Genomic DNA, 21,600 nt, shown 5'->3' on the forward strand with positions numbered 1-21,600 from the left:
CCCCCGGACCCTGCGCGAGCGTCGCCCCCGGACGCTGCGCGTCGGCCCCCAGACCTACGCGCGCGTCGGGCCCCGGACGCTGAGCGAGCGTAGCGAGACGAAGCGTCAAGGCCGCAGAGGCGCCCTTCGTCTCGGTCGCTGCGCTCCCTCGCTCAGGGGCCGGGACCGGCCCGGTGGCGCCCTTCGTCTCGGTCGCTGGGGGCCGGGACGGACCCGGGTGCTGCCGCGGCGCGCGCTCAGGCGTCGCGCGGGATGTAATTCCCGTCGGCCAGGCCGGCCTCGATCTCGAAGCGGTTGCGGAGCGGATCCCGGCCCGAAATCCCGTAGAGCACGGGCATCAAGAACCCGAATCGGCGCCACTGTCGTGCATGTGCGGCCTCGTGTCGGAGCAGCGCGGGGGTGACCTGCCCCGAGCCGGTGAGGAAGCATCCGCCGACCGTCACGCCGCCGCGGGCATGCGTCCAGCGCGGCATCCCGCGGAACACCCAGAGACCCTCTCGGCGCTCGACGCGCCCCGTGCTCCAGAGCGACCCCCAGACCCATCCCACGGCGCTGCCGTATAGGTACCCGAGGTGGCTGATCGGCGAGTCGAGGAGCACCTGCGGCAGCAGCCTCTCGATCCGACGGCTCCGCGCCACCGCGACGTCGGCCCGTTCTCGCCAGCCGGCCGGCGGGCGGGCGATCGGGCTCACGCGACGGCTCCGATGAGGCGCAGGATCGCCCCGAGGTCGTCGACGACGGCAGCCGGGCTCACCGGCGCGAACCCGGCGATCGTCGCACCGACGAGTTCGGAATCGGCGCGAAGCCGCTGCAGCGAAGCGACGAGGTCGGCTACCGGGACACCGAAGGGGATGCCCCAGGCCGAGCCGCTGAATTCCGACGGGTCGAGGACGTCGAGGTCGAGGTGGACATACACGCGGGATGCCCCGGTCGCGGCCACCGCGGCAGCCAGCGCTCCCGGGTCGGCGAGGTCGTTCTCGGTGAGGTGGCGCACGCCGTGTTCGGCGATGAACGCGTCCTCCGCCGCATCCCGCTCGCGTGCCCCGACGAGGATGACCCGTGCGGGTGGCACCGCGGCCGTGCCGAGAGCGTCGGGCACGCCGCCGACGAGCGCGCGCAGGGCCATGCCGGCCAGAGACCCGGACGGGGAGCTGCCGGGATCGTTGAGGTCGGCGTGCGCGTCGATCCAGACGATGGCGAGATCGTCAGCGGTGTGACGCGCGGCGGCGGCCACGCTGACACTGCAGTCGCCGCCGACCACCACGACGCGATCGGTCGTCGTGGAGAGCGCGTCATCCATCAAGGCCGCGGTGCGGCGCAGCGCGCTCAGACGGGCGACGCCGGTGCCCTGAGAGTCGCCGGCTTCCATCGGCACGTCCAGCACGACGGTCGCCGCGCGGGGGAGGTCTCCCGCGATCGCCTCCGCTCCGTCGTGCAGGAGCATCGCACGCGTCGACGGACTGCCCTGCCATTGCGGCACCACTACGAACCGGGTCACGGGTTCATCCTGCCATCGTTGGACGGCACGGACTCGCCGCCCCGGGGTGCGAGCTGGCCGCTCACCCGCACCGACCCGCGCCCCGCCGTGGCATTCCTCCGGATGAACGACGATGGGACGCCGCAGAAGCGGCGTCCCATCGAAGGAGAGCGGGTCAGACCGTGTCGGGGCTCGGCGCGGTGATGGCCTGCTGCGGCTGGGCCGAACCGCCGGACTTCAGCGCCGACAGGCGGGCCTCCACCTCGGTCAGCTCACCGAGGTCTTCCAGGCTGTTGAACTGCGCGTCGATGCTGGATGCGGCGAGCTCCTGCTTGCCGGCGGCCAGCGCCTCCTCGCGGCGGATCTTGTCTTCGAACCGGCCGAGCTCGCTCGTCGGGTCGAGGACGTCGATCGACTTGACCGCGTCGTGCACCTTGATCTGAGCCTCGGCCACCTTGGCCCGCGCGAGCAGTTCGCTGCGCTTGGACCGCAGCTGCTCGAGCTTGCCCTTCATGCCGTTGAGGCCGTCCTTGAGCTTGTCGACGACCTCCGTCTGCGAGGCGATGGTCGGCTCGGCCGACTTCGCTTCGCCCTCGGCGGAGATCTGACGCTGCAAAGCGATCTTCGCGAGGTTGTCGAACTTGTCCGCCTCGCCGGCGTTACCGGCGGTGCGCAGTTCGTCGGCCTTGCGGCTGGCGGCGAGGGCCTTGTTGCCCCACTCGGCAGCGGCCTGAACGTCCTCCTGGTGGTCGCGCTCGAGGAGGCGCAGATTGCCGATCGTCTCGGCGATGGCCGACTCGGCGTCGGCGATCGAATTGGTGTAGTCGCGCACCAGCTGGTCGAGCATCTTCTGCGGGTCCTCGGCCTGGTCGAGGAGTGAGTTGATGTTCGCCCGCATGAGGGTGGAGATGCGACCGAAGATGGACTGCTTGGCCATCGCGGATTTCCTTTCCTGTCGACGTCGTATCAAGTCTGTCGGCGTTTCCTATGGGATTCGTGGGATGCGGCGGATGAGTAACGCATGGCGGGACGTCAGAAGCGGCCACCTCCTCGGCGAGAACGGGATCCTCCGCCGAAACCGCCGCCTCCGCTCCGGCTGCGACCGCCGCCGCCGAAGCCGCCTCCGCGAGACGACCCGCCGCCGAAGCCACCGCCGAACCCGCCCCCTCGGCTGCCTCCGCCGCCCAGGATCGAGTTGAGCACGATGCCGCCGAGGATGGCGCCCATCATGCCGTCGCCGCCGGAACCACCGCCGGAGCCCTGCCCGTAGCCGCCGCCGAAGGCCCCGACGTCGTCCTGTGCGGCGCGGGCAGCGGATGCGGCGAGCTGCGCGGCGCGCTGCGCCGCGGCAAGGGCAGCAGCCGCGTCCGATGCGCGCAACTGCTCGGCCTGTGCAAGCGAGGCGTTCGCTTCGGCCAGGCGCGTGCGCGCTTCGGCGCCCACGGCCCCGCGGCGAGCGCCGATGAAGTCCTCCGTCGCGGAGACCTGTGCGCGTGCCTGGAGGAGCGTCTGGTCGATCTGCTGCTCCGCACGGCGCCGGCGTTCGGCCGCATCCCGGCCCTCGGCGATGGCCGCGTCCAGCGCCGCGTTCGCGGCATCCAGCCCGGCGAGAGCCTCCAGCGGTCTGCGGCCGGCGGAGGACAGGGCCTGACGTCCCCGCACGAGTTGCTCGCGGGCGGCGGCCACGGCCACGGCGATCTGCCCGTTCGGGTCCGGCAGACCCGATGCGGCCGTGATGTCGTTCTCCACCTCGCGCAGGAGTGTCGCGGCACGGGTGCCCGCGGCGGCCAGGTCGGCGCCGACCCGTTCCACGGCGTCCTCGAGGAGCTTCGCCTGCGCGACGGCTTCCTGGGCGGCGCGGATGCCCACCGCGGCCTCACCGGCACGCCCCGCACCGAGGTCGGACTGCGCCTCGGCAAGCTGCGCGTCGGCGAACGCGATCCGTTCCCGCGCCTGGGCGGGATTGTCCGCGACCGTGGCGAGGGCCTCGTCGGCGTATTCGGCGTGCAGCGCGGTGAGCCGTGCCTCGGCCGCGGCGACAGCATCCGCCACCGCCGCTCGCTCCTGCTGGGTCCGGGCGAGTTCTTGCGGGGCGTTGCGCTCCAGATCGCGCAGGGCATCGAAGGACTCGGCCTTCTCGTCGAGTGCTTCGTTGGCCGCTGCGGTCAGGGCGAGGATCTCGCCGCGCCAGGCCCGCACCTGCTGTTCGGTGTCGGCGGTCGCGTCGTCGAGCAACTGCTGCAGGGAGAACGCACGATCGAGGTCGGCCTTCGCTTTGGCGAGCACGCTCGCGAATTCCGTCACGGCCTCGTCGCCGAACTGCGCGCGGGCGAACCCGAGTTCTTGCTCACTCGCCTTCACCGCGTCGTCGGTGGCGACTAGCGCCGAGCCGGAACGTCGTTCGAGTTCCTCCAGGCTCAGTTGCTCCGCGGGAGGCGGACCGGATGCGGCGCCCTTGCGCCGGCGAGCGGCGAGCCAGATCAGCACGCCGGCGAAGACGGCGACGAGCAGGACGACCAGTCCGATGAGCGACCAGTTCATCCCGCCGGATGCGGCGGCGCCGGTGCCCCCGGTGCCCCCGCCGACCGCGTCCGTGAGTCCGTCGGCGGCCGCGTCGATCGCGCCGGCCCAGTTCTCGTCGCTCAGCATCGGCTGGATGCGCTGCTGCTCGATCGCGCCGAGCTGATCGAACGACACCGGCCCTTCGGAGAATCCGGAGAGGTAGAAGGCGCGCCCGTCGACGGCGACCGCCAGGAGGTACTGGTTGGGGCCGAGGTTATTGAGATCGGCGGTCGTGTTCGCCCAGTCCTCCGCGTCGGAGGGGTCGGTGAAGTCGTCGACGAAAACCGCCCACAGATCGACGTCGGTTTCGTCCGACAGCTGCGCGAGGCGGCTCTCGGCCTCATCCCGCGCGCCCGGGCTGAGCACACCGGCTTGGTCGAGCACCGACTCGCTGCCGAGCGGGAGGGGGTCGGTCGCTGACGCGGCGGGCGCGGCCGCCAGCCCGATCGCCACGGCGAGCGTCGAGACCAGTACTGCAGACCAGCGCGCGCGCATCGTTCTCCTGGTGTGGGCGGAAACAGCCACTTCGAGTCTATGCAGGACCACGAATATGCGGATAGCGGTTGCGCTGGCGCGCGGCGTGGTCCTGTCGGCCGCCAGGTCGCCCGGGTTAGGGTCGGGGATTCGAGGAGGGGTGCAATGGACGATCGCTACGGCACCGACGTGCTCGCCAAAGGATGGCGCGATGCCGGGCGCAAGGTGGTGCCCCAGGTACCGGCGGAGCGCGAGCTGGTGGTGGAAGTGGCCGGCGACGGCTTCTGCGGAGCGGTGACGAAGGTCGCCTCCGGAACGGTGGAACTGGAAGACCGCCACGGCAAGCGGCGTCTGTTCCCTTTAGGCGCGGGATTCCTCGTGGATGGCGCTGCTGTGGTGCTGACGGCGCCGAAACCGGTCGCGCCCGCCGGTCCGAAGCGCACCGCATCCGGTTCCTTCGCCGTCGAAGATGCCCGCGCGCGTGTGGCCCGGCCCAGCCGCATCCTCGTCGAGGGTCGCCACGATGCCGAACTCGTGGAGAAGGTGTGGGGCCACGACCTGCGCGTGGAGGGCGTGGTCGTGGAGTACCTGCAAGGTGTCGATCTTCTCGCCGACGTCCTGGATGCCGAACCGCCCAGCGCCGAGCGTCGTTACGGGGTGCTGGTCGACCATCTCGTTCCGGGGTCGAAGGAGACGCGCGTCGCCCAGGCGATCGCGCGGGGGAAGCACGGGGCGCACGTGCGGATCGTCGGGCACCCGTTCGTGGACGTGTGGCAGTGCGTGCGCCCGTCCTCGCTCGGGATCGAACGCTGGCCCGAGGTGCCGCGGTCGATCGAGTGGAAGGTCGGCGTCTGCCGCGCCCTCGGCTGGCCCGCGGACGACCAGGCCGACCTCGGGCGCGCGTGGCAGCGCATCCTCGCCAAGGTTTCGTCGTACCGCGACCTGGAGCCCGCGCTCCTCGGCCGGGTCGAGGAACTCATCGATTTCGTGACGGCGTAGGCGATGGCCGGTCGCGCGTCCGGCCGCTCGGCGGTCTCACCCTCCGCCGCACGGGCGGCAGCAGCCGATGCGGACGCCACGGGCGGCCTCGGTAGCCTGGACGGTATGCCCGCTCCTCCCGCCGCGCCCGGCGTCTTCCGCGACCGTCCGGTGTCGTTCGTACGCCGCAGCGGCCGCATGTCCGACGGGCAGGAACGCGCCTGGGCCGACCTGTCGCCGTTCTACCTTCTGGAGGCGCCGCGGGATGCTGCGGCGACGAGCGTACGCGCCGGCTCCGAGATCGACCCCACGGTGGTGTGGGGGAGGACGGCGCCCCTGATCGTCGAGGTCGGCTCGGGTCAGGGTCACGCGATCGTGCACGCGGCAGCGGCGCACCCCGACACCGACTTCCTCGCCGTGGAGGTGTTCAAGGCCGGCCTCGCGCGCACGATGCTCGACGCGGACCGTGCCGGCGTGCGCAACCTGCGCCTCGTGGAGGCGAACGCGCCGGAGGTGCTCGCGCATCTCCTCCCCGCAGCATCCGTCGACGAGGTGTGGGTGTTCTTCCCCGACCCGTGGCACAAGAACAAGCACACCAAGCGGCGCCTGGTGGCCCCCGAATTCCCTCCTGTGGTCGGCTCCGCCCTGAAGCCCGGGGGGATGCTGCGCCTCGCAACGGACTGGGAGGATTACGCACGCCAGATGCGCGACGTCCTCGACGCGTCGCCCCTGTTCGAGCGCGCCTTCGACGGCGACTGGGCGGAGCGGTTCGAGGCACGCGTGCTCACGGCGTTCGAGCGTAAGGGCGCGCGCGCGGGGCGGGACATCCGAGACCTGACCTACCGCCGGGTGGGAGCATGACCGCGCACGCCGACGCGGCGGTCCCGGTCCGGCCGGCCCTGTCGTGGGCGCTCGGCCCCGCGCTTCTCGTATGCCTCGCGGCGCCGGCGTTCTTCGTTCTGCAGATCGCGTGGCTGGGGTGGATTCTCCTGGCCGCAGCCCTCGTCGGCGCCTGGCTCGTCGACCGGCGTGCGGGCACCGCATCCCTTCGCCGCGGCGGTGCCGACGAGCCGCCGAGCCTGCTGCGTGACCTGTCGCTCATCGCTCTCGGGCAGCTGATCGTCAGTGCCATCCCGCTGAAGGCCGAGCTGGACAACCTCGCGATGGTGAGGTTCGGTCTGGCGCTCGGGGGAGCGGTGGTCGTGCCCTACGTGATCTCGCGCTACGTGTACCGCGACTACGCCATCCGCTTCCCCTGGCGCGGGGGCGGGCGATGGACGCCGTTGCAGTGGGGCTGGCTCGTCGCCGTGCTCGCGCTCGGGTGGCTGATCCTGCCGTTCTACTTCATCACCTCCGGCGTGTACATGAACTGGCCGGTCGTGGATACCCCCGAGATGATCGCGCGGCTGTTCGTCGGTGTCGGCGCGGTAGGGATCTGGGACGAGCTGTTCTTCATCTGCACCGTGTTCGTGCTGCTGCGCCGGCACTTCCCCGACTGGCTGGCGAACCTGCTGCAGACCGTCGTGTTCGTGTCGTTCCTGTGGGAGCTCGGCTACCAGGCGTGGGGGCCGGCGCTCACCATCCCGTTCGCGCTCGTGCAGGCGGTCCTCTTCCTCCGCACCCGCTCCCTCGGATACGTCGTCACCGTGCATCTGCTCTTCGACGCGGTCGTCTTCGGCGTTCTCGTGCACGCCCACAACCCCGGCCTCCTCCCGATCTTCCTCCTCTAGCCCCCGCCCCGCCCGCGCGCACGCCCCCGCCCCGCCCGCGAGAAACGACGTTCCGGACGAGAAACGACGCGAGGCGTTGTGTCTCACCCCGAACGTCGTTTCTCGCTTCAGCGACGGGCGCGCAGGGGGTGCACAGGGCACGTGGGTAGCCTGGGAGCGGATGCCGACCGCATCCCCGGACGAGGGATCAGTACCCGGTAAGCGACAAGACTGGCCGAGGAGCTGTCATGTCGTGGATCGTTCTCATCGTCTCCGGAGTGCTCGAAGCGGTCTGGGCGACCGCACTGGGCAAGTCCGAAGGCTTCACGAAACTGTGGCCCACCGTGATCTTCGGGGTCGCCGTGGTAGCGAGCATGGGCGGGCTGGCGTGGTCGTTGCGCGAGATCCCCACGGGCACGGGATATGCGGTGTGGGTCGGGATCGGAGCATCCCTCACCGTCGTTTACGGCATGCTCACCGGCGCCGAAGCCGTGTCGCTGATCAAGGTCCTCCTCATCTTGGGTCTCGTCGGCTGCATCGTCGGGCTCAAGCTCGTCAGCGACCACTGACCCGCGGCATCCGGGACTCCGCACCGCGTCACCGTCGCGCCACCCGCGGTTCACCGGTCGGGCACACGCCGCTGGCAGGATGCGGCGGACCCCCGCGAAAGGTTCCGTGTGAGCACCCTGCCGAGCGACCGCCCCGCCTCTGTCCGATCCCCGCTCCGTTCCCCCCGCCGGTCCCGCCCCGTACGGATGCTGCGCCTCGCCGCCGCGGACCTCCTGCGGTCGCCGCGCGGCGTGGAGCCGATCGAGCGGCGGGACGTCGCGCGGATCGTGACGCTGTGGGTGACCGCCCGCACGGTGAATCTCTCGCTGCTGTTCGGCTTCTACGCGATGGCCCGCGCCGCCCGCTGGGGGTTCGGACCGGACGACCGCCGCGTCGGCACGTTCCTCGACTTCCTCACCGGTTGGGACGCCGATCGCTACGGCACGATCGCGATGGAGGGCTACCCCGACCGCTTGCCCGTCAACGAATCCGGCGACATCATGCCGAACAACTGGGCTTTTCTCCCCGTGTTTCCTTACCTGACGCGGTACGGGCACGACGCCACGGGAGTGCCGTGGCAACTCGTAGCCGTCACGGTAGCGATCATCGCGAGCCTCGGCGCCACGTGGATGCTGTTCGTCCTCCTCCGCCGGGTGACCAATCCCCGAGCGGCCTGGTGGGGGGTCACGTTCTTCTCCTTCGCGCCGCTGGCGTTCGTCTACGTGCTCGGGTACAGCGACGGGCTCGCGCTCTTGCTGACCTTCGCCGCCCTCGTCCTCGCCGTCGACCGCCGCTACGTGTGGATCGGCCCGCTCGGCGTGATCGCCGCGTTCACGCGGCCGGGGGCGCTCGCGCTCGCGCTGGCCCTCGGCATCCTGTTCGCCGTGCGGATGCTGCGCCGCCGTGTCGACCCGTTCCCTCCCGCGCAGGTGATCGGTCTGTTCCTCGCCGGCACGTCGACCGCGGCGGCGGGGCTGGCGTGGACGGTGATCGCGGAGCGCAAGACCGGTGTCGACAACGCCTATATCCGCACGGAGCTCGGATGGTGGCTCGGGTCGGTCGGCAATGACCCGTTCGTGCCGTTCACGCCGTGGTTCCGTCAGGCCGGCACCCACCTGGGGGTGATCGGGATCGCGCTCGTCGTAGCGCTTCTGGCCGGGTTCGCGGCGTTGCTGTGGTCACGGTCGGTGCGCCGACTCGGGGTGGTCATCGTCGCGTACACGCTCAGCTACGGCCTGTATCTGTTCGCGGTCTTCCTGCCGCAGAGCAGCACGTTCCGGCTGCTGGCGCCGCTGTCGCCCCTGCTGGGCGACGAGCGCCTGACGGCGACGCCACGCCGCCGCGTCGGCATCCTTGCCGGATGCCTCGCGCTGCAGGTGGTCGCCGTGTGGCTGCTGTGGACGATCAACCACCCGTGAGGCGTGAGGTGCGCGCCGGGGGGAGGCGGCGTGAACCCTCCCGCGGACGGGACCGGCCCTGCGCCGGTGATAACCTCGATCAGTACGCCTCCGTAGCTCAGGGGATAGAGCGTTGGTTTCCGGTACCAAAGGTCGCTGGTTCGATTCCAGTCGGGGGCACCAGTCGGGACAAGGGATCGCGGGCCGTTCAGGCCTTGCGATCCCTTTCTCGTGACAACGCGGTGACAACATTTGCGGAGCGCTTCGCCTGATCGAGAGCTGCCGCGACCGCGTCGAGATCGTCATCGAACAGATCCGCGTACACATCGAGAGTCATCGCGGCGGACGCGTGGCCAAGCATCCGCTGTACCGCCTTCACGTGCGCCCCGGCTTGCACAGCGAGGCTCGCGGCCGTGTGTCGCAGGTCGTGGGGTGTGACCCTCGGGAATGTCGGATCGTCTTCCTGCGCCGCACGGACGGCGACCGTGAACCATCCGTTGCGCGACGCCGGCAGCTTGACGTGTTCTGACCCATTGCCGAACAGCAGTTGATCGCGGGCCTTTCCCTCAGCGAGCTGCGCGAGTGGCAATGCGAGGAACTCGGGATAGGGCACAGAGCGGGAGCGGTGCGTCTTGGGAGTGCCGACGTGAACCTCGGACGACACGAGCACCGCGTTCTCCTCGACGTTCACGCGACGCCTGAGCGTGTCGACGTGCCGGATGCGGAGTGCGGTGGCCTCGCCCCATCGCAGGCCCGTGTAGGCCAGGAAGAGCACGAGCGTGGGGTGTCTGGCGTGGTCTGCGAGGGTCTGCACTTGAGCGTGATCGAGGTAGTGCCTGCGTCCACTGCGGGTCTTGATCGGCAGAGCAATATCGCGGGCGACGTTGCGCGAGAGGCGGCGGTCGTGGACTGCGCCGTCGAGAATGCCAGCGAGAATTCCCTGCGCACGCCTCACTGTGGTCGATCCACCCGTCATCGCGGAAACCCACGATTGCACCTCGGAGTGTCGAATGCTGCCCACCGTGCGCGCGCCCCACTTCGGCTGGACGTGCTTCCGCCACGCAGACTCAAGCGGCCGGAACGAAGACGGCTTCAGGACACCCCGCCGCTGCTGGAGCCACTCCTCCCCCATCGTGTCGACGGTCACCGCGGCGGCGGTCGGATCGATGAACTCGCCGCGGCTCTTGGCGATCGCGACCTGGGCGAGCGCGAGTTCCGCGTCGCGCTTGGTCCGGAATCCGCGCTTGGTGCGCTGCGACTGGTCGGGCGCTCGATAGCTGATCCGGTACATGCGCTTGCCCGCCGCGGTTGTGTAGGGGTGAATGCTACCCATCGCCCCACACCTCCTTGAACTGAACGGTTGTGTGTTCGTTGGGGCGACTCAGCACCGGTCCACCTACCTGCCGATTGAGGGTCCGCCGGGTGCTGGTGCGCCCGTGAAGGGTCCGGTCGCGGATGTATCCGGGAGATCGATTCCGGGTGCGAGTCCTTCGAAGCGCGCCCGGTTCATCAGTCGTGTTGCCGTGCTCTGACTCACGCCCAGGCAGTCGGCCACTGCCTTCAGTGGCGGCAGATTGATGACCGCCGCCAGCCGATAGGTTGTCGACGCGTCCACAACACTGGCCGTCAGGTCGCGGTCTTCGCGTTCCTGCATGCGTCGAAGATAGTCGGCGCCTGTTGCGACCGGGTGGTCTGGCTCAGCGACTGCGGATACCTGCAAACCGCTCGCCTGGAGCGCGTACTGCACACGCACCTCGCGCAAGGTCAGGCTGGTCACCTCATCCCCGTCGCCCTCGCGGAGAACCCTCACCTCCGCGGCGACCGTGCGACTCAGGCGTGCGTCGAAGGCGACGTGCACACGAACGGCGCCGGGCACCCCCGGTTCGCCGCGGAGCACGATCGTCCACGACGCCGGAACACTCACCCCGTTGCCCACGTCGACGCGCTCGTCGCTGACGTCGACGTTCTCGAGGTGCACCATGCGCCCAGTATCTCAGGCATCCACTTGCCGAACAAGGTATGACATGACGCATTCATGACACATATGGTTCAGTTCGGTGCTACGGTGTGCGCATGCGCTGACAAAGGTGGCTCACGAAGGAGAAGAAATGAACCGCTCGCAGAACTCACTCGCCCTCACGTACAAGGACGCTGCCCTGCTGGTAGGCGTCGAGTATCGGACCATCAAGCTCGGGGTGGAGCGCGGCACGATCCCCACCGTCCAGCTCGGGCCGCGCCGGATGATCCCCCGCGCGGCGCTGCTGAGGATCTTCGGCGTCGAGCCCTGATCCGGACCACCCGACGGTCATGGTCGACGCGCGACTGCCCGCCGAGTGGCTGGGCAGCCTCCGAATCGACAAGCTGAGCGACCGCGCGTTCCGCGTCCTCGCCGGCGCACTGATGTGGTGCAACGGGCAAGGAACCGACGGAGCAGTACCAGCTCGCTACACGAAGTACCTTCATCCCGACGGCGATGACCAGGATGCCTTTGACGAGTTGGAGGCCGCCGGCCTGTGGTCGCGTGTGGAGGACGGCTACCTCCTGGCCGGCTGGTCGGATGATCTCCACCAGTCCACCGCCGAAGAGATCCACCGCTACCGAGACGCCGCCAAGCGCCGCCAGCAGGCGTATCGCGACCGCCTGAGGGGTCCGAACCTCGAGTCCGACCGAGCGACCGCACACGAGCCACGAGCCATGCGTGACGTGACGCATAACGCGACGCGTGACGTGACGGCGAACCTAGGCTCAGGCTCTTTAAGCGAGACAACAAGAAGGGGTGCCTACGTGACGCGTCACGTCACGCGTCACGCAGACTCCTCTTTCTGCTCGAAGCATCCGACCGGCACATCGAACCCCTGCGGTGCCTGTGCGCGCGCCAGAACGGCACACGAGGCCCGCCAGAACACGATCCCCGGCTTGGGTTGGGACTGTGCCGTCGATGGCCACAAGCTCGTCGTCGACGGCACCTGCGCAGTATGCGACTACCGTCCCCGTGCAAACGCCGCGTAGCCGCATCGACGTGCACCCCAGTGGCCGACGAGGAATCTCTGGTCAGCAACGAGTGAGCAATCGCTAGCAGAGCGCAGGCGAAGCAAGCGGCCGACGACCGCGGCTATTCAGTCGATCGCGAGTCCCCATGCCGCAAGGGGATCGGTCAGCGAACTTCTTGCGCCTGCTCTTGGACGTCGACCAGCCAGCCCGCTAGCGTGCGTCGACGCTGCTCGGGTGGTGGATCGGCAGCGGGGTCCACGGCTGACGAGAGTTGCTCAGTTTGATCGGTGATGGCTTGCCCGACGCCTCGCGTCGGCGTCAGCATGGCAGTCCCGGGCAATGGCACGATCTCGATCATGTACCGCGACGGTCGCGTACCCCAGAACACGCCTTCTCCGGACGCGCGACCGACCATCGGCCACTCGCCGCCGTCGGGCGGGCATGGTCGCGTCCGGCGGTGCGCCGTGGCCGGGTCTGCGCAATGACGGTCGTTCTATGACCTCGCGCGTAACCGTGTAAACCGCCACCACTCGGCCGCGCACCCGATCGGGAAACTCCTCCTCGTGGTGCGACTCCATCGCATCCACCGTGGCGAGGACCTCCGGACCGAGGACGTCAGTCAGGGCCGGGTACGCGGTCCGCGACTCGATACCGAATTCGACCTCGTCTCCCACGGCGAACGGATCACCGCAGCACGCCCACTCCCACTCGGTCAGCCACACGCGCGTCATAGCCGCAACGCTAACCCGACCCGTTCGTTCGCACAGGGTTGACGCATTCGCGGATCGGCATGCGCGCCAGCAGTTTTTGCGTTCTAGCGATGGGTCGGGGGCATCTTTGGGGATGACTCAGGCGAACTGCATGTTGCCTATCGCAGCGGGTTGATCAGAATGGGGTGGACATTTCGGCCTGCTCGCGAAGAGCGATCTGCGTGGTCTTCGGACGAGATCTGGCGAACACGATCGCGAGGATGATCGCCACGATTGGGACGGAGAAGGCGAGCATCGGAACGACCGTCATGCCGAACAGTGCCGCGTACCCGAGGCCCAGGGCGGCGCCGACAGTGACTCGGACGGAAAGGGCTCCGCGCAGGCGTGGGATGCTCCACCAGGCGACAGCAGCGCCGACAAGGGCAGCCGACAAGCTCATCCAGAGAGGCATCTGCGGGCCCGCGGGCGCGTAAACGTATGCGATGGCGACGGCTGTGAGACCGAGGACTACGAGGCCGAGCGGCCCCCAAACCGCTACCCGATGGTGGCGTGTCGGGACGATAAGAGCGATCGCCGTCAGAAGCGGGATCGCTGCGGCGAGGAGAATCGTGATGCCCTGGCCCATCGCGATGGTTGTGTCAACGGCGCCCGCCGACCACCCGGCACCAGTGAACGCATATGCGACTCCCACCGCGCCGAAGACAGCGCTCATGACGGTGAGCCAGCGGACTGCGCCTCGAACCTCGGAAGGCCGCGATCTGTTCGGTGCGACCGACGGAGAAGAGAGTGGGACGCGCCGGCTGCTGATCGTCCGAAGAGCCACGATCGCGACGATTGCCGCAGTTACGGTCGACAACGTGGGATTGATGAGGGACAGGCCCAGGGCGGGTGCGGCCACCGCGCCGGCGAGGGCGGCCAGAGGGAGCCGGCCGAACCATGGCCAACGGGTTCGGTAGAAGAGTCCGTCGACACCAAGCCCAATGCCCGCAGCCCCGACGACCCAAGCCGATACGAAGAGCACGCCCCACGCCGCTGCCAGACCGGTCTCGGGCTGATTAGCGTCAGCAAGGCGGAAACCCCACGCCCAGGACAACTGCGCTAACGCGGCGAGCAACAGCGCTAACAGAAGTACGGGGAGAACAAGGAGTGCACGTGGCGGCGTGACCCACCGTCGCTCCCTGGCGACCGCGACCAACCCGAACGCGGCCAGCATCGGAGCCACGCTCATGCTTGCAAGCCAAACCACCCAACCGGGGCCGGGCCCACCGCTCACGCCTGCCAAGAGTCCTATCCAGGACAAAGCACCGAGCGCTATTGCTAGCAACGACGTCCACAACGCCACCCGCGCATCCAAACGGAGACCCACTCCGTTGACGAACGCAGAGAACCGGTCGGCCCGTGACGGAGCGGTGCGGCGTTCGTGATCCGCGTGATCCCGCAAGCTATCGACGAACACGTCACCATTTGCCCGCCGCCACCATGCCGGATACCAGCGCAACGGTCGCTGAAACTCGTCCTGCTTCTGGGGGCTTGTCACGCGAATCCCCCCGCCGGCGTCTGAGCAAACCCATGCACGGCGAGTCGCGTCCGCGCCGCTCGAGCAGACCGTTCCATGAGATCGACCTCCGCCGACAATCGCGCTGCGCCGCCCTCCGTGATCACGAAGTACCGACGCGCGCGGCCAGCCACGATCTCTTCACCGTCCGGTGCGATCGAACCTTCCGACTCAAGCCTCTCCAGTGCCGCATACAAGCTAGCCACCTTCAACGAGACCCGACCGCCAGTAGCTTTCGTCGTTTCCCTGAGAATCTCATAACCGTGCCGCCGCCCCGAAGCGAGAGCAGTAAGGATCCAGAACGATGGTTGCGACAAGGAAGCGCTCATGAACTCAAGCATATTCCAGAAACAAGAATATGCTAGCCGTTCCTCTATGCACCAATGACGAGAAGGACTCAAGTCATCCACGTTCGATCTGACCTCGAGAGGCAAAATCGGGAGCGTCGCGGTGACCGATCGGCTACCGCGAACGAGTCACCTCGGCCGGGCCGCAGAAATCTGCCGTGAACTCAAGTGGCCGAATCGGACAATACTTAGTGTGACCACCCACGACGGCGAGATCATCCGCCGCTCCCTCGAGCAGCCAGCGGCGTTCGCCGAGCTGTACGACCGGCACGAGCGCGTCATCTTTCGCTATGCGGCCCGTCGGATCGGTGCGGGCGAGGCGGATGACATCGCCTCGGAGACGTTTCTCGTCGCGTTCACGCGCCGGCGAGCCTTCACGGGCAGCGAGGACGCGCGCCCGTGGTTGCTCGGGATTGCCACCACACTGATGCGGCAGCACGCGCGGACGGAAGCGAAGGCGTGGCGGGGCATGCTCGCGTCGGACTTGGCCCGCACCGACATTGACCAGATTGACGCCGCCGACGCTCGCCTCGACGCGAAGCGCCTCACCCGCCGCCTCGGCAGAGCACTCGCCCGCCTACCTGCCGGCGACCGCGACACCCTTCTGCTGCACACGTTCGGGGATCTCGATTACGAGGGCATCAGCGAAGCGCTGAGCGTTCCGGTCGGCACCGTCCGTTCACGACTGAACCGCGTGCGCCGCAAGCTGCGCGCTGCTGTCGAACCGATTTTGAATCAAGAGAAGGAACAGAGCCATGGACGAAATCTCGCTCCTGCGCCGAGCGCGGACTGATATCCCCGAGCGCACTCCGGCGAGTGTTGCTCGCGGGCGGGCGGCGCTGTTCGCTCAGATCGAGGCAGAAACACCGTACGCGCCGTTTTCAGCTGTAGGGGACGACACATCCTTCACCCCTTTGCCGCTGCGGCGCCGTCGACGCCGCACTGTGGCGTGGACCGGGTTCTCTGCTCTGGGCGCCGGCGCCCTGACCGTCGCGCTCGTTAGCGGCAACTTGTTCGGAATCGGAGGCTGGCATGGCGGAGCCGATCCGGCAGCCGCCGACGCACTGAACGCCGCCGCCATCGCCACCCTCCAAGTCACCGACCCCACGCTGAGCCCCGGGCAGTTTTTGCGCGTGCGCACTGACGCCGTGTACATGACACAGGCATATCTCGACGAGGACGTAGACGCCGCTCGCGTGGACGGCGCGGTGGAGGATCTCAACACGGTCGAGGCTCAGTACTTCATGGCACGGGAGCAGTTGGAATTGTTCCGCCCCGCGGATCGCAACGACACCTGGTGGCGGATCCAGTGCCGGACTAGCGTGGCCCAGACCTTCGGCCCGAAATCCGAGCTAGCGGCGAAGCAGAGCCCCATATTTACGGAAGGGCCCATCGGGAACCTGATTGAACTGCCCGCCGGGAGAATCAAGTACGAATTGCCAGACGGGGGGGTCAAGATCAGCGACCCGTGGAACGGGTTCTCCGTCCCGGGTGGATCGAGCGATGACTTCAGCCAGCTTCCCTTGGAACCAAGCGAGCTACTTGCCGAGATCTATCGTCTGACCACGGGGCAAGGCCCGTCCCCCGACGGCGAAGCACTTGTCTGGATCGCGGACACCCTCCGGGGGGGCGCCGTGCCGGCTGAATACCGCGCCGCCATGTATCAGGCGGCCGCGCTGATCCCGGGCGTGACCATCACAGACGAACAGGCGACCCTCAACGGAAGCACCGGCACGGCCATCGGGCGTGATGAAACGAACAATAGCTTCCGACAAGAGATCATCATCGACCCCGCAACCGGACAATTCATCGGAGAGCGGACGATAGCGCTAGAAGGCTACGGCGCCATAGCCGCGGGCGACGACCCAGCCGCTGGCACCACTGTTGGATGGACGGCTGTCACGACCGAGATCGTCGACGCTGCGCCGACCGACGTGTCCACCTGCAGCATGTGACCGAGGGTGTGTCGGTGAACAACCAATCCAGCGTGCAGCCCATCAGCCCGTCCGACATCACGCTTCCGCCCACCGCCCAGATCGACCTCACCTGACTCCTGTCCGCCACAGGGAAAGGTGACCCCGTCCAAACGTCCGCAGAGGGGTCCTTCATCGCTGGCGTTCATGAAGAGGCGCACCAGTGGCGGGGCTGATGTCCGCAAGACCTGCCCGAACCTGATTCGCGGCAAGGTGCGTCATATGCAACAAGATGCGATGGCACGAGAACGAACTGGTCGCACCAAGTCAAGACAACATCGGCGACCGCAAGATCCTCCACCACGACGCACGACGACAGCGGGCAGAAGTTGAGAGCAGCCCTATGAGCAATGCACGCAGGCACTTTGAGTGAGCGACTCCTGATTCCTTGCAATGTCTGGGATGCCGTGTAAACCAGGTTGCATGGCACGAAGCAGGTATACGAAGCCAAGAGCGCGACGCGAGGAAGCATATCGCCGGCAACGAGAGGCGAACGACGCGGCCGCCGAGGTGGCACGTGAGCGAGCAAAGGCGCTGGTGGAAGCGGAGCGCTCGGTCGCAGCACAGCGAGATCTCCGACTCGTGTGGGGTGGCCGCGAAGACGGACTCTCGCGGCTTCGTGACATCTCACGCCAGCTCGAGAAGCTGCACCGAGCGGAACTCGCCCTTCTTCGGGAACGCGACGAGTTGGTGCACGCTCTGCGACGAGTCGACGTCTCGTGGGCGCTGCTATCCACGTGGTCGGGTCTGAGCCGCCAGGCGCTCAGTAAGCGACCGATTTCGACCCGACCATCGTCCAAAGAGGGCCCCGAAGACTTCCAATAGTGGACGCATGGTGACACCGCAAGTGCGGGGTATCAGAGACGGCACCAACAGCTACACGGCTAAATGTTGGTATCGGTTGGTGGTATCAACACTTCGCCACAGCGCGCTGACCTTGAGTTCTGTCGGGGGGCAAGGCCATTACCAACATTTAGCGTCATAAGTGTTGGTAGGATTGATCTATGCCCACACCTTCCACCCCTGCGAGCATTCCCATCGGGGCGGTCTCGTACGAGACATTCGACTGGAAGCCGCAGGCGCCCGAGATGCACTCGCGTGCTGAGGTACTGCGCCAGACCGGCCCGTATGACGCCACCGTCACGGCACCGATCCTGGACTGGAATCCACGCATCCCTGGTGATGTCTCCGCTGACGTCGAGGACGCGACACGGGAGCTCGTGACATTCGACAAGCACGCAAAGAGCCGGCTGGGTACCGACAACCCGGCGCTGGGGCCGATGACGGCGATCCTGCTGCGCACAGAGTCGGCGTCCAGTTCGCAGATCGAGCAATTGACGACGTCGGCGAAGCAGCTCGCCCTCGCCGAGATCGACGAGGGCGACAAGGCAAACGCGCTCACCGTCATCGGCAACGTCCGCGCCATGGAAGCAGCGCTGCGACTCTCGGATCACATAAGCGAGGACTCGATCCTCGCGATGCACAAGGCGCTGATGCTCCACCAACCGGGCTTCGAGGAGGACGCCGGCCGCTACCGCTCCGAGCAAGTGTGGATCGGCCCCGGTGAGGCTGGCCCCCGCCTCGCAGAGTTCGTAGCTCCCCACCATGACCGCATTCCCGGCGCCATCGCGGACCTGGTGGACTTCGCAAAGCGCCAGGACATCTCCGTGCTTGTGCAGGTCGCCGTCGCGCACGCCCAATTCGAGACCATCCACCCCTTCCCCGATGGCAACGGCCGGACGGGGCGTGCGCTCGCCCAGTCGATCCTGCGTAACAAGGGACTCGTCGGGTCCACTGCCGTGCCGATATCGGCTGGACTCCTGGTCGATACCGAGCGCTACTTCGCTGCGCTCACCGCGTTCCGGTCCGGAGATGCCGAGCCGATCGTTAGCGAGTTCGCCTCGGCCAGTCGGATCGCCGCCACCACAGGGACCCAGCTCGTCGACGACCTCGTTGCACAACTCGACGATTCCCGCCAAAAGTTGAAGGGTCTGCGTTCCGATGCGGCGGCGTGGAGGATCCTCCCAGCTCTCGTCGGTCAACCCGCGGTGAACACGAAGTACCTCATGAGCAACCTCGGCTTGGGTGAGATGGGCGCGCTTCGCGCGTTGGACACCCTCACCGATCGCGGCGTGCTCACCGAGAGCACGGGGAAGAGCCGGAACCGCGTGTGGCAGCACCGCGGGATCCTCGACGTGCTCGACGGCTACGCCGAGAAGATCCGGCGGATGTCGCTGCGATGAGGTCCGACGTCGTCAACGACGTCAGCATCGTGTAGATCGACATGATCGTCGTCGCGACAATCATCGTCATCAACATGATCAACACCGTGACCTCGTCATGACGTCGTCATGACCTCGGCGACGGCCCCGGCGGTGACGAAGGAGGTCTCGGCGGCGACAGCGGATCCCGAACAGAGCCAGTCCTAGTCAGTTGGGTCATTATTTGCACCCAGAAAGATCGGAGTTCGAATGCCCGATCCTGTGCTCCCTTGGATCCGGCATCGTTTCGGACACGGTTTTCGCCGCGGGCTGGCAGTGATCACGACAGGCCATCGCCTCGACGGCCCATCCTCGGCCTGCGCTTGGCGATGTCAATGTCGTTCATGCTCGCTTCGCTGCGCGTGCTCCACATTGACATCCCCGGCGCTCCGGCCGTGGCTAGCCGCCTATCGAGCCGACGCCCCACCAATGACCTCTCAGCGCCGCTCACACTCGGCAGTTCGTACAAGCTGGCCCTCGTTCGTCGACTGTTTTTCGGCGAGCGAAAGGCCGTGTTGGGCGCACGACGTCAGAGGCGGTGAGCCGGGGGGTGCTCAACGGCCGCCGACCGCCGTCTTTCTCTGTTACGCGTGACAACATCGTGACAACACTCTTTGAGAATCTATCCGCAGACCGATGATCCAAAAGGTCTGTGGCTCCGCGGAATCATGCGGTTTTCGCTGGTGATCGCCGCCATTCGCCGACGTGAATGAGGTTTCCGGTACCAAAGGTCGCTGGTTCGATTCCAGTCGGGGGCACCAGTCGGAAAAGGGACCGCGGGTCATTCAGACCCCGCGGTCCCTTCTCGTTACAGCACCCGGTGAACAGGTCCGCGGTGCCGGGTTTATGGGAAACGCGGGGCGCTCACGGTGTGCCGGCGCCGTTGCCCGGCGGCTCCGCAACCGCGAGGATCGCATCGGCGAACGCGCGCGGTTGCTCGGCGGGAAGATTGTGACCGGCGCGTGGAACCTGCCGGTGTTCCCGCCAGCCGGTGAAGAAACGTGCGTGCTGTGAGCCGTCCGTCGCCGGGAAGTTCCCGTCGGCGAGCCCATCGAGCGTCACGGTCGGAACGGGGATCGGAGGCAGCGTCGCAAGCCGCCGTTCCGCATCCTCATAACGTGCATCCCCGGGTGAGAGCCCGAGCCTGTGCCGGTAGGAGTGGATCACCACGTCGACGTAGTCGGGATTGTCGAACGCAGCTGCAGCGCGGGCGAGATCATCCTCGGTGAACCGCCAGTCGGGCGAGTTGCGTCTCCAGAGCACCTCGGCGATCTGTCGACGGTTGGCGTCGAGCCCTGCCCGGCCCCGCTCCGTCGCGAAATACCAGAAGTACCAGAATCCGGCTTCGAGGTCGGGGCGGATCGGAGTGCGGGATGCGGCGATGTCCTGGATGACATACCCGTTCACCGACACCAGGCCGGAGATGCGCTCCGGTTGGAGCGCGGCGACGACGCAGGCCGCACGGCCGCCCCAGTCGTAGCCGGCGAGGATCGGCTCGTAGAGGTCGAGCGCGTCCAGAAAGGCCAGGAGATCCGCGCCGAGTGCGGCCTGCTGACCCGAGCGGAAACCCGTGTCGTCGAGGAATCGCGTGGGGCCGTGCCCGCGGAGGTAGGGCACGAGCACACGGAACCCCGCGTCGGCGAGCAACGGCACGACATCGACGTAGCTGTGGATGTCGTAGGGAAATCCATGGAGGAGCACGACAGGCGCAGCGGTCGGGTCCCCAGTATCCACGTACCCGACGGACAGGTCGCCGGCGGCGACGGTCGTGAAGGGAAGCGACATCACAGGTCCTCGGGGAGAGGGTTCGAGCCGGTCGTCGCGGAGTCACGCAGCAGTGAGAGGAGGGCCTCCAAGTGGGTGGGGAACACTCTCGCGCCGCGGCCGGGGAGCAGATCGCGCGTTCCGACACGTCCGCCGAAGTACAGTGCGCGGGGGTCTCGCAGCACCCGACGGGAGTCGTTGCGCGCCACGAGCCCCCGGCGGACGAAGTCGTCGAGGGGGAGTCGGTCGGGCCCGGCGATGCGGATGTCGCCGTTCAGCGGCGGGGCGCTGGCGGTCTCCACGAGCGCATCAGCGACATCGTCAGCGGCGATCGGTTGGACGATGATCCCCGGCAGCCGCACCGTGTCCTCGACCGTCGCCACATCCGCGATCTCGCCCAGGAACTCGAACACCTGCGTCGCGTGGACAAGGGTGTAGGGCTGGCCGGACGCTCGGATGAGCTCTTCCTGCACCCGTTTGGCCGCGTAATACGGGATCGTCGGACGGTGCTGAGTGCCGACCGGCGTGAGAGCGATATGGTGCCGGACGCCGGCCTCGGCACCCTCCCGGAGGAGGTTCGCGGTGGAGCGGGTGAAGAAGACGCGGACCGACTCCGCGTCGTAGATGCGCGGCCGGGTCACGTCGAGAAGGACGTCGGTGCCGGCGAGGGCCTCACCAAGCCCCGCGCCGGTGACGGAGTCGACTCCGGTCGATGGTGAGGCGATCACGACCTGGTGGCCGGTCAGCTTCGCCGCGACTCGCGACCCGATCCGCCCCGTCCCGCCTACGATGACGATCTTCATGAGCTTCTTACCTTCCTTCGGAAGATGGCGCCTCCCTTCATGCCGGCGGC

Annotated in this window: 23 protein-coding genes, 1 tRNA gene and 1 riboswitch; of the genes, 12 read left to right on the plus strand and 12 right to left on the minus strand. The window is 67.8% G+C overall.

All coding sequences use genetic code 11. The features are described from left to right. Positions 1–236: 236 nt before the first annotated feature. The 4 genes from AC4FS2_RS02845 to AC4FS2_RS02860 form a co-directional block, all read right to left on the minus strand. Positions 237–692 carry a Fe-S oxidoreductase gene (locus AC4FS2_RS02845; RefSeq protein ID WP_491153690.1) on the minus strand — a complete coding sequence of 152 codons (456 nt, stop codon included), beginning with the start codon at positions 690–692 and terminating at the stop codon, positions 237–239. Continuing rightward, positions 689–1,498, minus strand: coding sequence for an arginase family protein (locus AC4FS2_RS02850; protein ID WP_491153688.1), 810 nt, complete (start codon positions 1,496–1,498; stop codon positions 689–691). Before AC4FS2_RS02850 ends, AC4FS2_RS02845 begins: the two co-directional genes overlap by 4 nt. Positions 1,499–1,652: 154 nt before the next feature. Further along, a complete protein-coding gene (locus tag AC4FS2_RS02855) occupies positions 1,653–2,414 on the minus strand; it encodes a PspA/IM30 family protein (RefSeq protein WP_491153686.1) in 762 nt (253 codons plus the stop codon). Between the two features lie 95 nt (positions 2,415–2,509). Beyond that, positions 2,510–4,564, minus strand: coding sequence for a TPM domain-containing protein (locus AC4FS2_RS02860; RefSeq protein ID WP_491153684.1), 2,055 nt, complete (start codon positions 4,562–4,564; stop codon positions 2,510–2,512). Positions 4,565–4,678: 114 nt separating this feature from the next. On the opposite strand from AC4FS2_RS02860, the gene AC4FS2_RS02865 reads away from it, so the two are divergent. From AC4FS2_RS02865 to AC4FS2_RS02890, 6 genes are all read left to right on the plus strand, one after another. Continuing rightward, positions 4,679–5,512 (plus strand): DUF3097 domain-containing protein, encoded by an 834-nt coding sequence (locus AC4FS2_RS02865; protein ID WP_491153682.1) that lies wholly within the window; start codon positions 4,679–4,681, stop codon positions 5,510–5,512. Between the two features lie 105 nt (positions 5,513–5,617). Then, positions 5,618–6,352, plus strand: a complete 735-nt coding sequence (gene trmB, locus AC4FS2_RS02870) for a tRNA (guanosine(46)-N7)-methyltransferase TrmB (RefSeq protein WP_491153681.1) — start codon at positions 5,618–5,620, stop codon at positions 6,350–6,352. Next, a complete protein-coding gene (locus tag AC4FS2_RS02875; protein ID WP_491153679.1) occupies positions 6,349–7,221 on the plus strand; it encodes a CPBP family intramembrane glutamic endopeptidase in 873 nt (290 codons plus the stop codon). Before trmB ends, AC4FS2_RS02875 begins: the two co-directional genes overlap by 4 nt. A 154-nt stretch (positions 7,222–7,375) precedes the next feature. Continuing rightward, a riboswitch (guanidine-III (ykkC-III) riboswitch) is annotated at positions 7,376–7,440 on the plus strand. Between the two features lie 8 nt (positions 7,441–7,448). Continuing rightward, positions 7,449–7,769 (plus strand): DMT family transporter, encoded by a 321-nt coding sequence (locus AC4FS2_RS02880; RefSeq protein WP_491153677.1) that lies wholly within the window; start codon positions 7,449–7,451, stop codon positions 7,767–7,769. Positions 7,770–7,877: 108 nt separating this feature from the next. Continuing rightward, positions 7,878–9,167: a hypothetical protein gene (locus AC4FS2_RS02885; protein WP_491153675.1), complete on the plus strand. Its 1,290-nt coding sequence runs from the start codon at positions 7,878–7,880 to the stop codon at positions 9,165–9,167. Positions 9,168–9,253: 86 nt separating this feature from the next. Further along, positions 9,254–9,329 (plus strand) — tRNA-Arg (locus AC4FS2_RS02890). A gap of 25 nt (positions 9,330–9,354) precedes the next feature. Here the strand turns inward: AC4FS2_RS02890 and AC4FS2_RS02895 are convergent. After that, the gene (locus AC4FS2_RS02895) at positions 9,355–10,479 is read right to left on the minus strand and encodes a site-specific integrase (protein WP_491153674.1); all 1,125 of its coding nucleotides are present in this window, start codon (positions 10,477–10,479) and stop codon (positions 9,355–9,357) included. A 63-nt stretch (positions 10,480–10,542) separates the two neighbouring features. Next, the gene (locus AC4FS2_RS02900) at positions 10,543–11,127 is read right to left on the minus strand and encodes a hypothetical protein (RefSeq protein WP_491153673.1); all 585 of its coding nucleotides are present in this window, start codon (positions 11,125–11,127) and stop codon (positions 10,543–10,545) included. Positions 11,128–11,254: 127 nt separating this feature from the next. On the opposite strand from AC4FS2_RS02900, the gene AC4FS2_RS02905 reads away from it, so the two are divergent. Next, the gene (locus AC4FS2_RS02905) at positions 11,255–11,434 is read left to right on the plus strand and encodes a DNA-binding protein (RefSeq protein ID WP_474591279.1); all 180 of its coding nucleotides are present in this window, start codon (positions 11,255–11,257) and stop codon (positions 11,432–11,434) included. A gap of 19 nt (positions 11,435–11,453) precedes the next feature. Beyond that, on the plus strand, positions 11,454–12,155 hold the full coding sequence (locus tag AC4FS2_RS02910; RefSeq protein WP_491153670.1) for a hypothetical protein: 702 nt from the start codon (positions 11,454–11,456) through the stop codon (positions 12,153–12,155). Positions 12,156–12,300: 145 nt separating this feature from the next. On the opposite strand, the gene AC4FS2_RS02915 is transcribed toward AC4FS2_RS02910, so the two are convergent. The 4 genes from AC4FS2_RS02915 to AC4FS2_RS02930 form a co-directional block, all read right to left on the minus strand. Then, the gene (locus tag AC4FS2_RS02915; protein ID WP_491155736.1) at positions 12,301–12,495 is read right to left on the minus strand and encodes a hypothetical protein; all 195 of its coding nucleotides are present in this window, start codon (positions 12,493–12,495) and stop codon (positions 12,301–12,303) included. Beyond that, complete coding sequence (locus AC4FS2_RS02920) at positions 12,413–12,868, minus strand: DUF6578 domain-containing protein (RefSeq protein WP_491153669.1); 456 nt, start codon at positions 12,866–12,868, stop codon at positions 12,413–12,415. Before AC4FS2_RS02920 ends, AC4FS2_RS02915 begins: the two co-directional genes overlap by 83 nt. 154 nt (positions 12,869–13,022) lie before the next feature. Beyond that, positions 13,023–14,075: a hypothetical protein gene (locus AC4FS2_RS02925; protein ID WP_491153667.1), complete on the minus strand. Its 1,053-nt coding sequence runs from the start codon at positions 14,073–14,075 to the stop codon at positions 13,023–13,025. 305 nt (positions 14,076–14,380) lie between these two features. Beyond that, on the minus strand, positions 14,381–14,743 hold the full coding sequence (locus AC4FS2_RS02930) for a PadR family transcriptional regulator (protein ID WP_491176358.1): 363 nt from the start codon (positions 14,741–14,743) through the stop codon (positions 14,381–14,383). A 199-nt stretch (positions 14,744–14,942) separates the two neighbouring features. On the opposite strand from AC4FS2_RS02930, the gene AC4FS2_RS02935 reads away from it, so the two are divergent. The 4 genes from AC4FS2_RS02935 (at position 14,943) to AC4FS2_RS02950 (ending at position 18,965) form a co-directional block, all read left to right on the plus strand. Next, complete coding sequence (locus AC4FS2_RS02935; RefSeq protein WP_491153663.1) at positions 14,943–15,542, plus strand: RNA polymerase sigma factor; 600 nt, start codon at positions 14,943–14,945, stop codon at positions 15,540–15,542. After that, complete coding sequence (locus AC4FS2_RS02940; RefSeq protein ID WP_491153661.1) at positions 15,505–16,704, plus strand: hypothetical protein; 1,200 nt, start codon at positions 15,505–15,507, stop codon at positions 16,702–16,704. The genes AC4FS2_RS02935 and AC4FS2_RS02940 overlap by 38 nt, the downstream gene beginning before the upstream one ends. Before the next feature lie 441 nt (positions 16,705–17,145). Next, entirely contained in the window at positions 17,146–17,547 is a 402-nt protein-coding gene (locus AC4FS2_RS02945; protein ID WP_491153660.1) for a hypothetical protein, read from the plus strand. A 179-nt stretch (positions 17,548–17,726) separates the two neighbouring features. After that, positions 17,727–18,965 (plus strand): Fic family protein, encoded by a 1,239-nt coding sequence (locus tag AC4FS2_RS02950; protein ID WP_491153658.1) that lies wholly within the window; start codon positions 17,727–17,729, stop codon positions 18,963–18,965. Between the two features lie 882 nt (positions 18,966–19,847). On the opposite strand, the gene AC4FS2_RS02955 is transcribed toward AC4FS2_RS02950, so the two are convergent. Both AC4FS2_RS02955 and AC4FS2_RS02960 read right to left on the minus strand, forming a co-directional pair. After that, a complete protein-coding gene (locus AC4FS2_RS02955; protein ID WP_491153656.1) occupies positions 19,848–20,768 on the minus strand; it encodes an alpha/beta fold hydrolase in 921 nt (306 codons plus the stop codon). Next, positions 20,768–21,550 carry an SDR family oxidoreductase gene (locus AC4FS2_RS02960; RefSeq protein WP_491153654.1) on the minus strand — a complete coding sequence of 261 codons (783 nt, stop codon included), beginning with the start codon at positions 21,548–21,550 and terminating at the stop codon, positions 20,768–20,770. The genes AC4FS2_RS02955 and AC4FS2_RS02960 overlap by 1 nt, the downstream gene beginning before the upstream one ends. Between the last annotated feature and the right edge of the window lie 50 nt (positions 21,551–21,600).

The sequence above is a fragment of the Microbacterium sp. Z10_103 genome (assembly GCF_058310455.1).

Coding starts and splice junctions, on each gene's coding strand:
- AC4FS2_RS02855 (WP_491153686.1), bottom strand. CDS start 2,414: ATGGCCAAGCAGTCCATCTTCGGTCGCATCTCCACCCTCATGCGGGCG.
- AC4FS2_RS02865 (WP_491153682.1), top strand. CDS start 4,679: ATGGACGATCGCTACGGCACCGACGTGCTCGCCAAAGGATGGCGCGAT.
- trmB (WP_491153681.1), top strand. CDS start 5,618: ATGCCCGCTCCTCCCGCCGCGCCCGGCGTCTTCCGCGACCGTCCGGTG.
- AC4FS2_RS02875 (WP_491153679.1), top strand. CDS start 6,349: ATGACCGCGCACGCCGACGCGGCGGTCCCGGTCCGGCCGGCCCTGTCG.
- AC4FS2_RS02880 (WP_491153677.1), top strand. CDS start 7,449: ATGTCGTGGATCGTTCTCATCGTCTCCGGAGTGCTCGAAGCGGTCTGG.
- AC4FS2_RS02895 (WP_491153674.1), bottom strand. CDS start 10,479: ATGGGTAGCATTCACCCCTACACAACCGCGGCGGGCAAGCGCATGTAC.
- AC4FS2_RS02900 (WP_491153673.1), bottom strand. CDS start 11,127: ATGGTGCACCTCGAGAACGTCGACGTCAGCGACGAGCGCGTCGACGTG.
- AC4FS2_RS02905 (WP_474591279.1), top strand. CDS start 11,255: ATGAACCGCTCGCAGAACTCACTCGCCCTCACGTACAAGGACGCTGCC.
- AC4FS2_RS02910 (WP_491153670.1), top strand. CDS start 11,454: ATGGTCGACGCGCGACTGCCCGCCGAGTGGCTGGGCAGCCTCCGAATC.
- AC4FS2_RS02915 (WP_491155736.1), bottom strand. CDS start 12,495: ATGATCGAGATCGTGCCATTGCCCGGGACTGCCATGCTGACGCCGACG.
- AC4FS2_RS02920 (WP_491153669.1), bottom strand. CDS start 12,868: ATGACGCGCGTGTGGCTGACCGAGTGGGAGTGGGCGTGCTGCGGTGAT.
- AC4FS2_RS02925 (WP_491153667.1), bottom strand. CDS start 14,075: ATGAGCGTGGCTCCGATGCTGGCCGCGTTCGGGTTGGTCGCGGTCGCC.
- AC4FS2_RS02930 (WP_491176358.1), bottom strand. CDS start 14,743: ATGCTTGAGTTCATGAGCGCTTCCTTGTCGCAACCATCGTTCTGGATC.
- AC4FS2_RS02940 (WP_491153661.1), top strand. CDS start 15,505: ATGGACGAAATCTCGCTCCTGCGCCGAGCGCGGACTGATATCCCCGAG.
- AC4FS2_RS02945 (WP_491153660.1), top strand. CDS start 17,146: ATGGCACGAAGCAGGTATACGAAGCCAAGAGCGCGACGCGAGGAAGCA.
- AC4FS2_RS02950 (WP_491153658.1), top strand. CDS start 17,727: ATGCCCACACCTTCCACCCCTGCGAGCATTCCCATCGGGGCGGTCTCG.
- AC4FS2_RS02955 (WP_491153656.1), bottom strand. CDS start 20,768: ATGTCGCTTCCCTTCACGACCGTCGCCGCCGGCGACCTGTCCGTCGGG.
- AC4FS2_RS02960 (WP_491153654.1), bottom strand. CDS start 21,550: ATGAAGATCGTCATCGTAGGCGGGACGGGGCGGATCGGGTCGCGAGTC.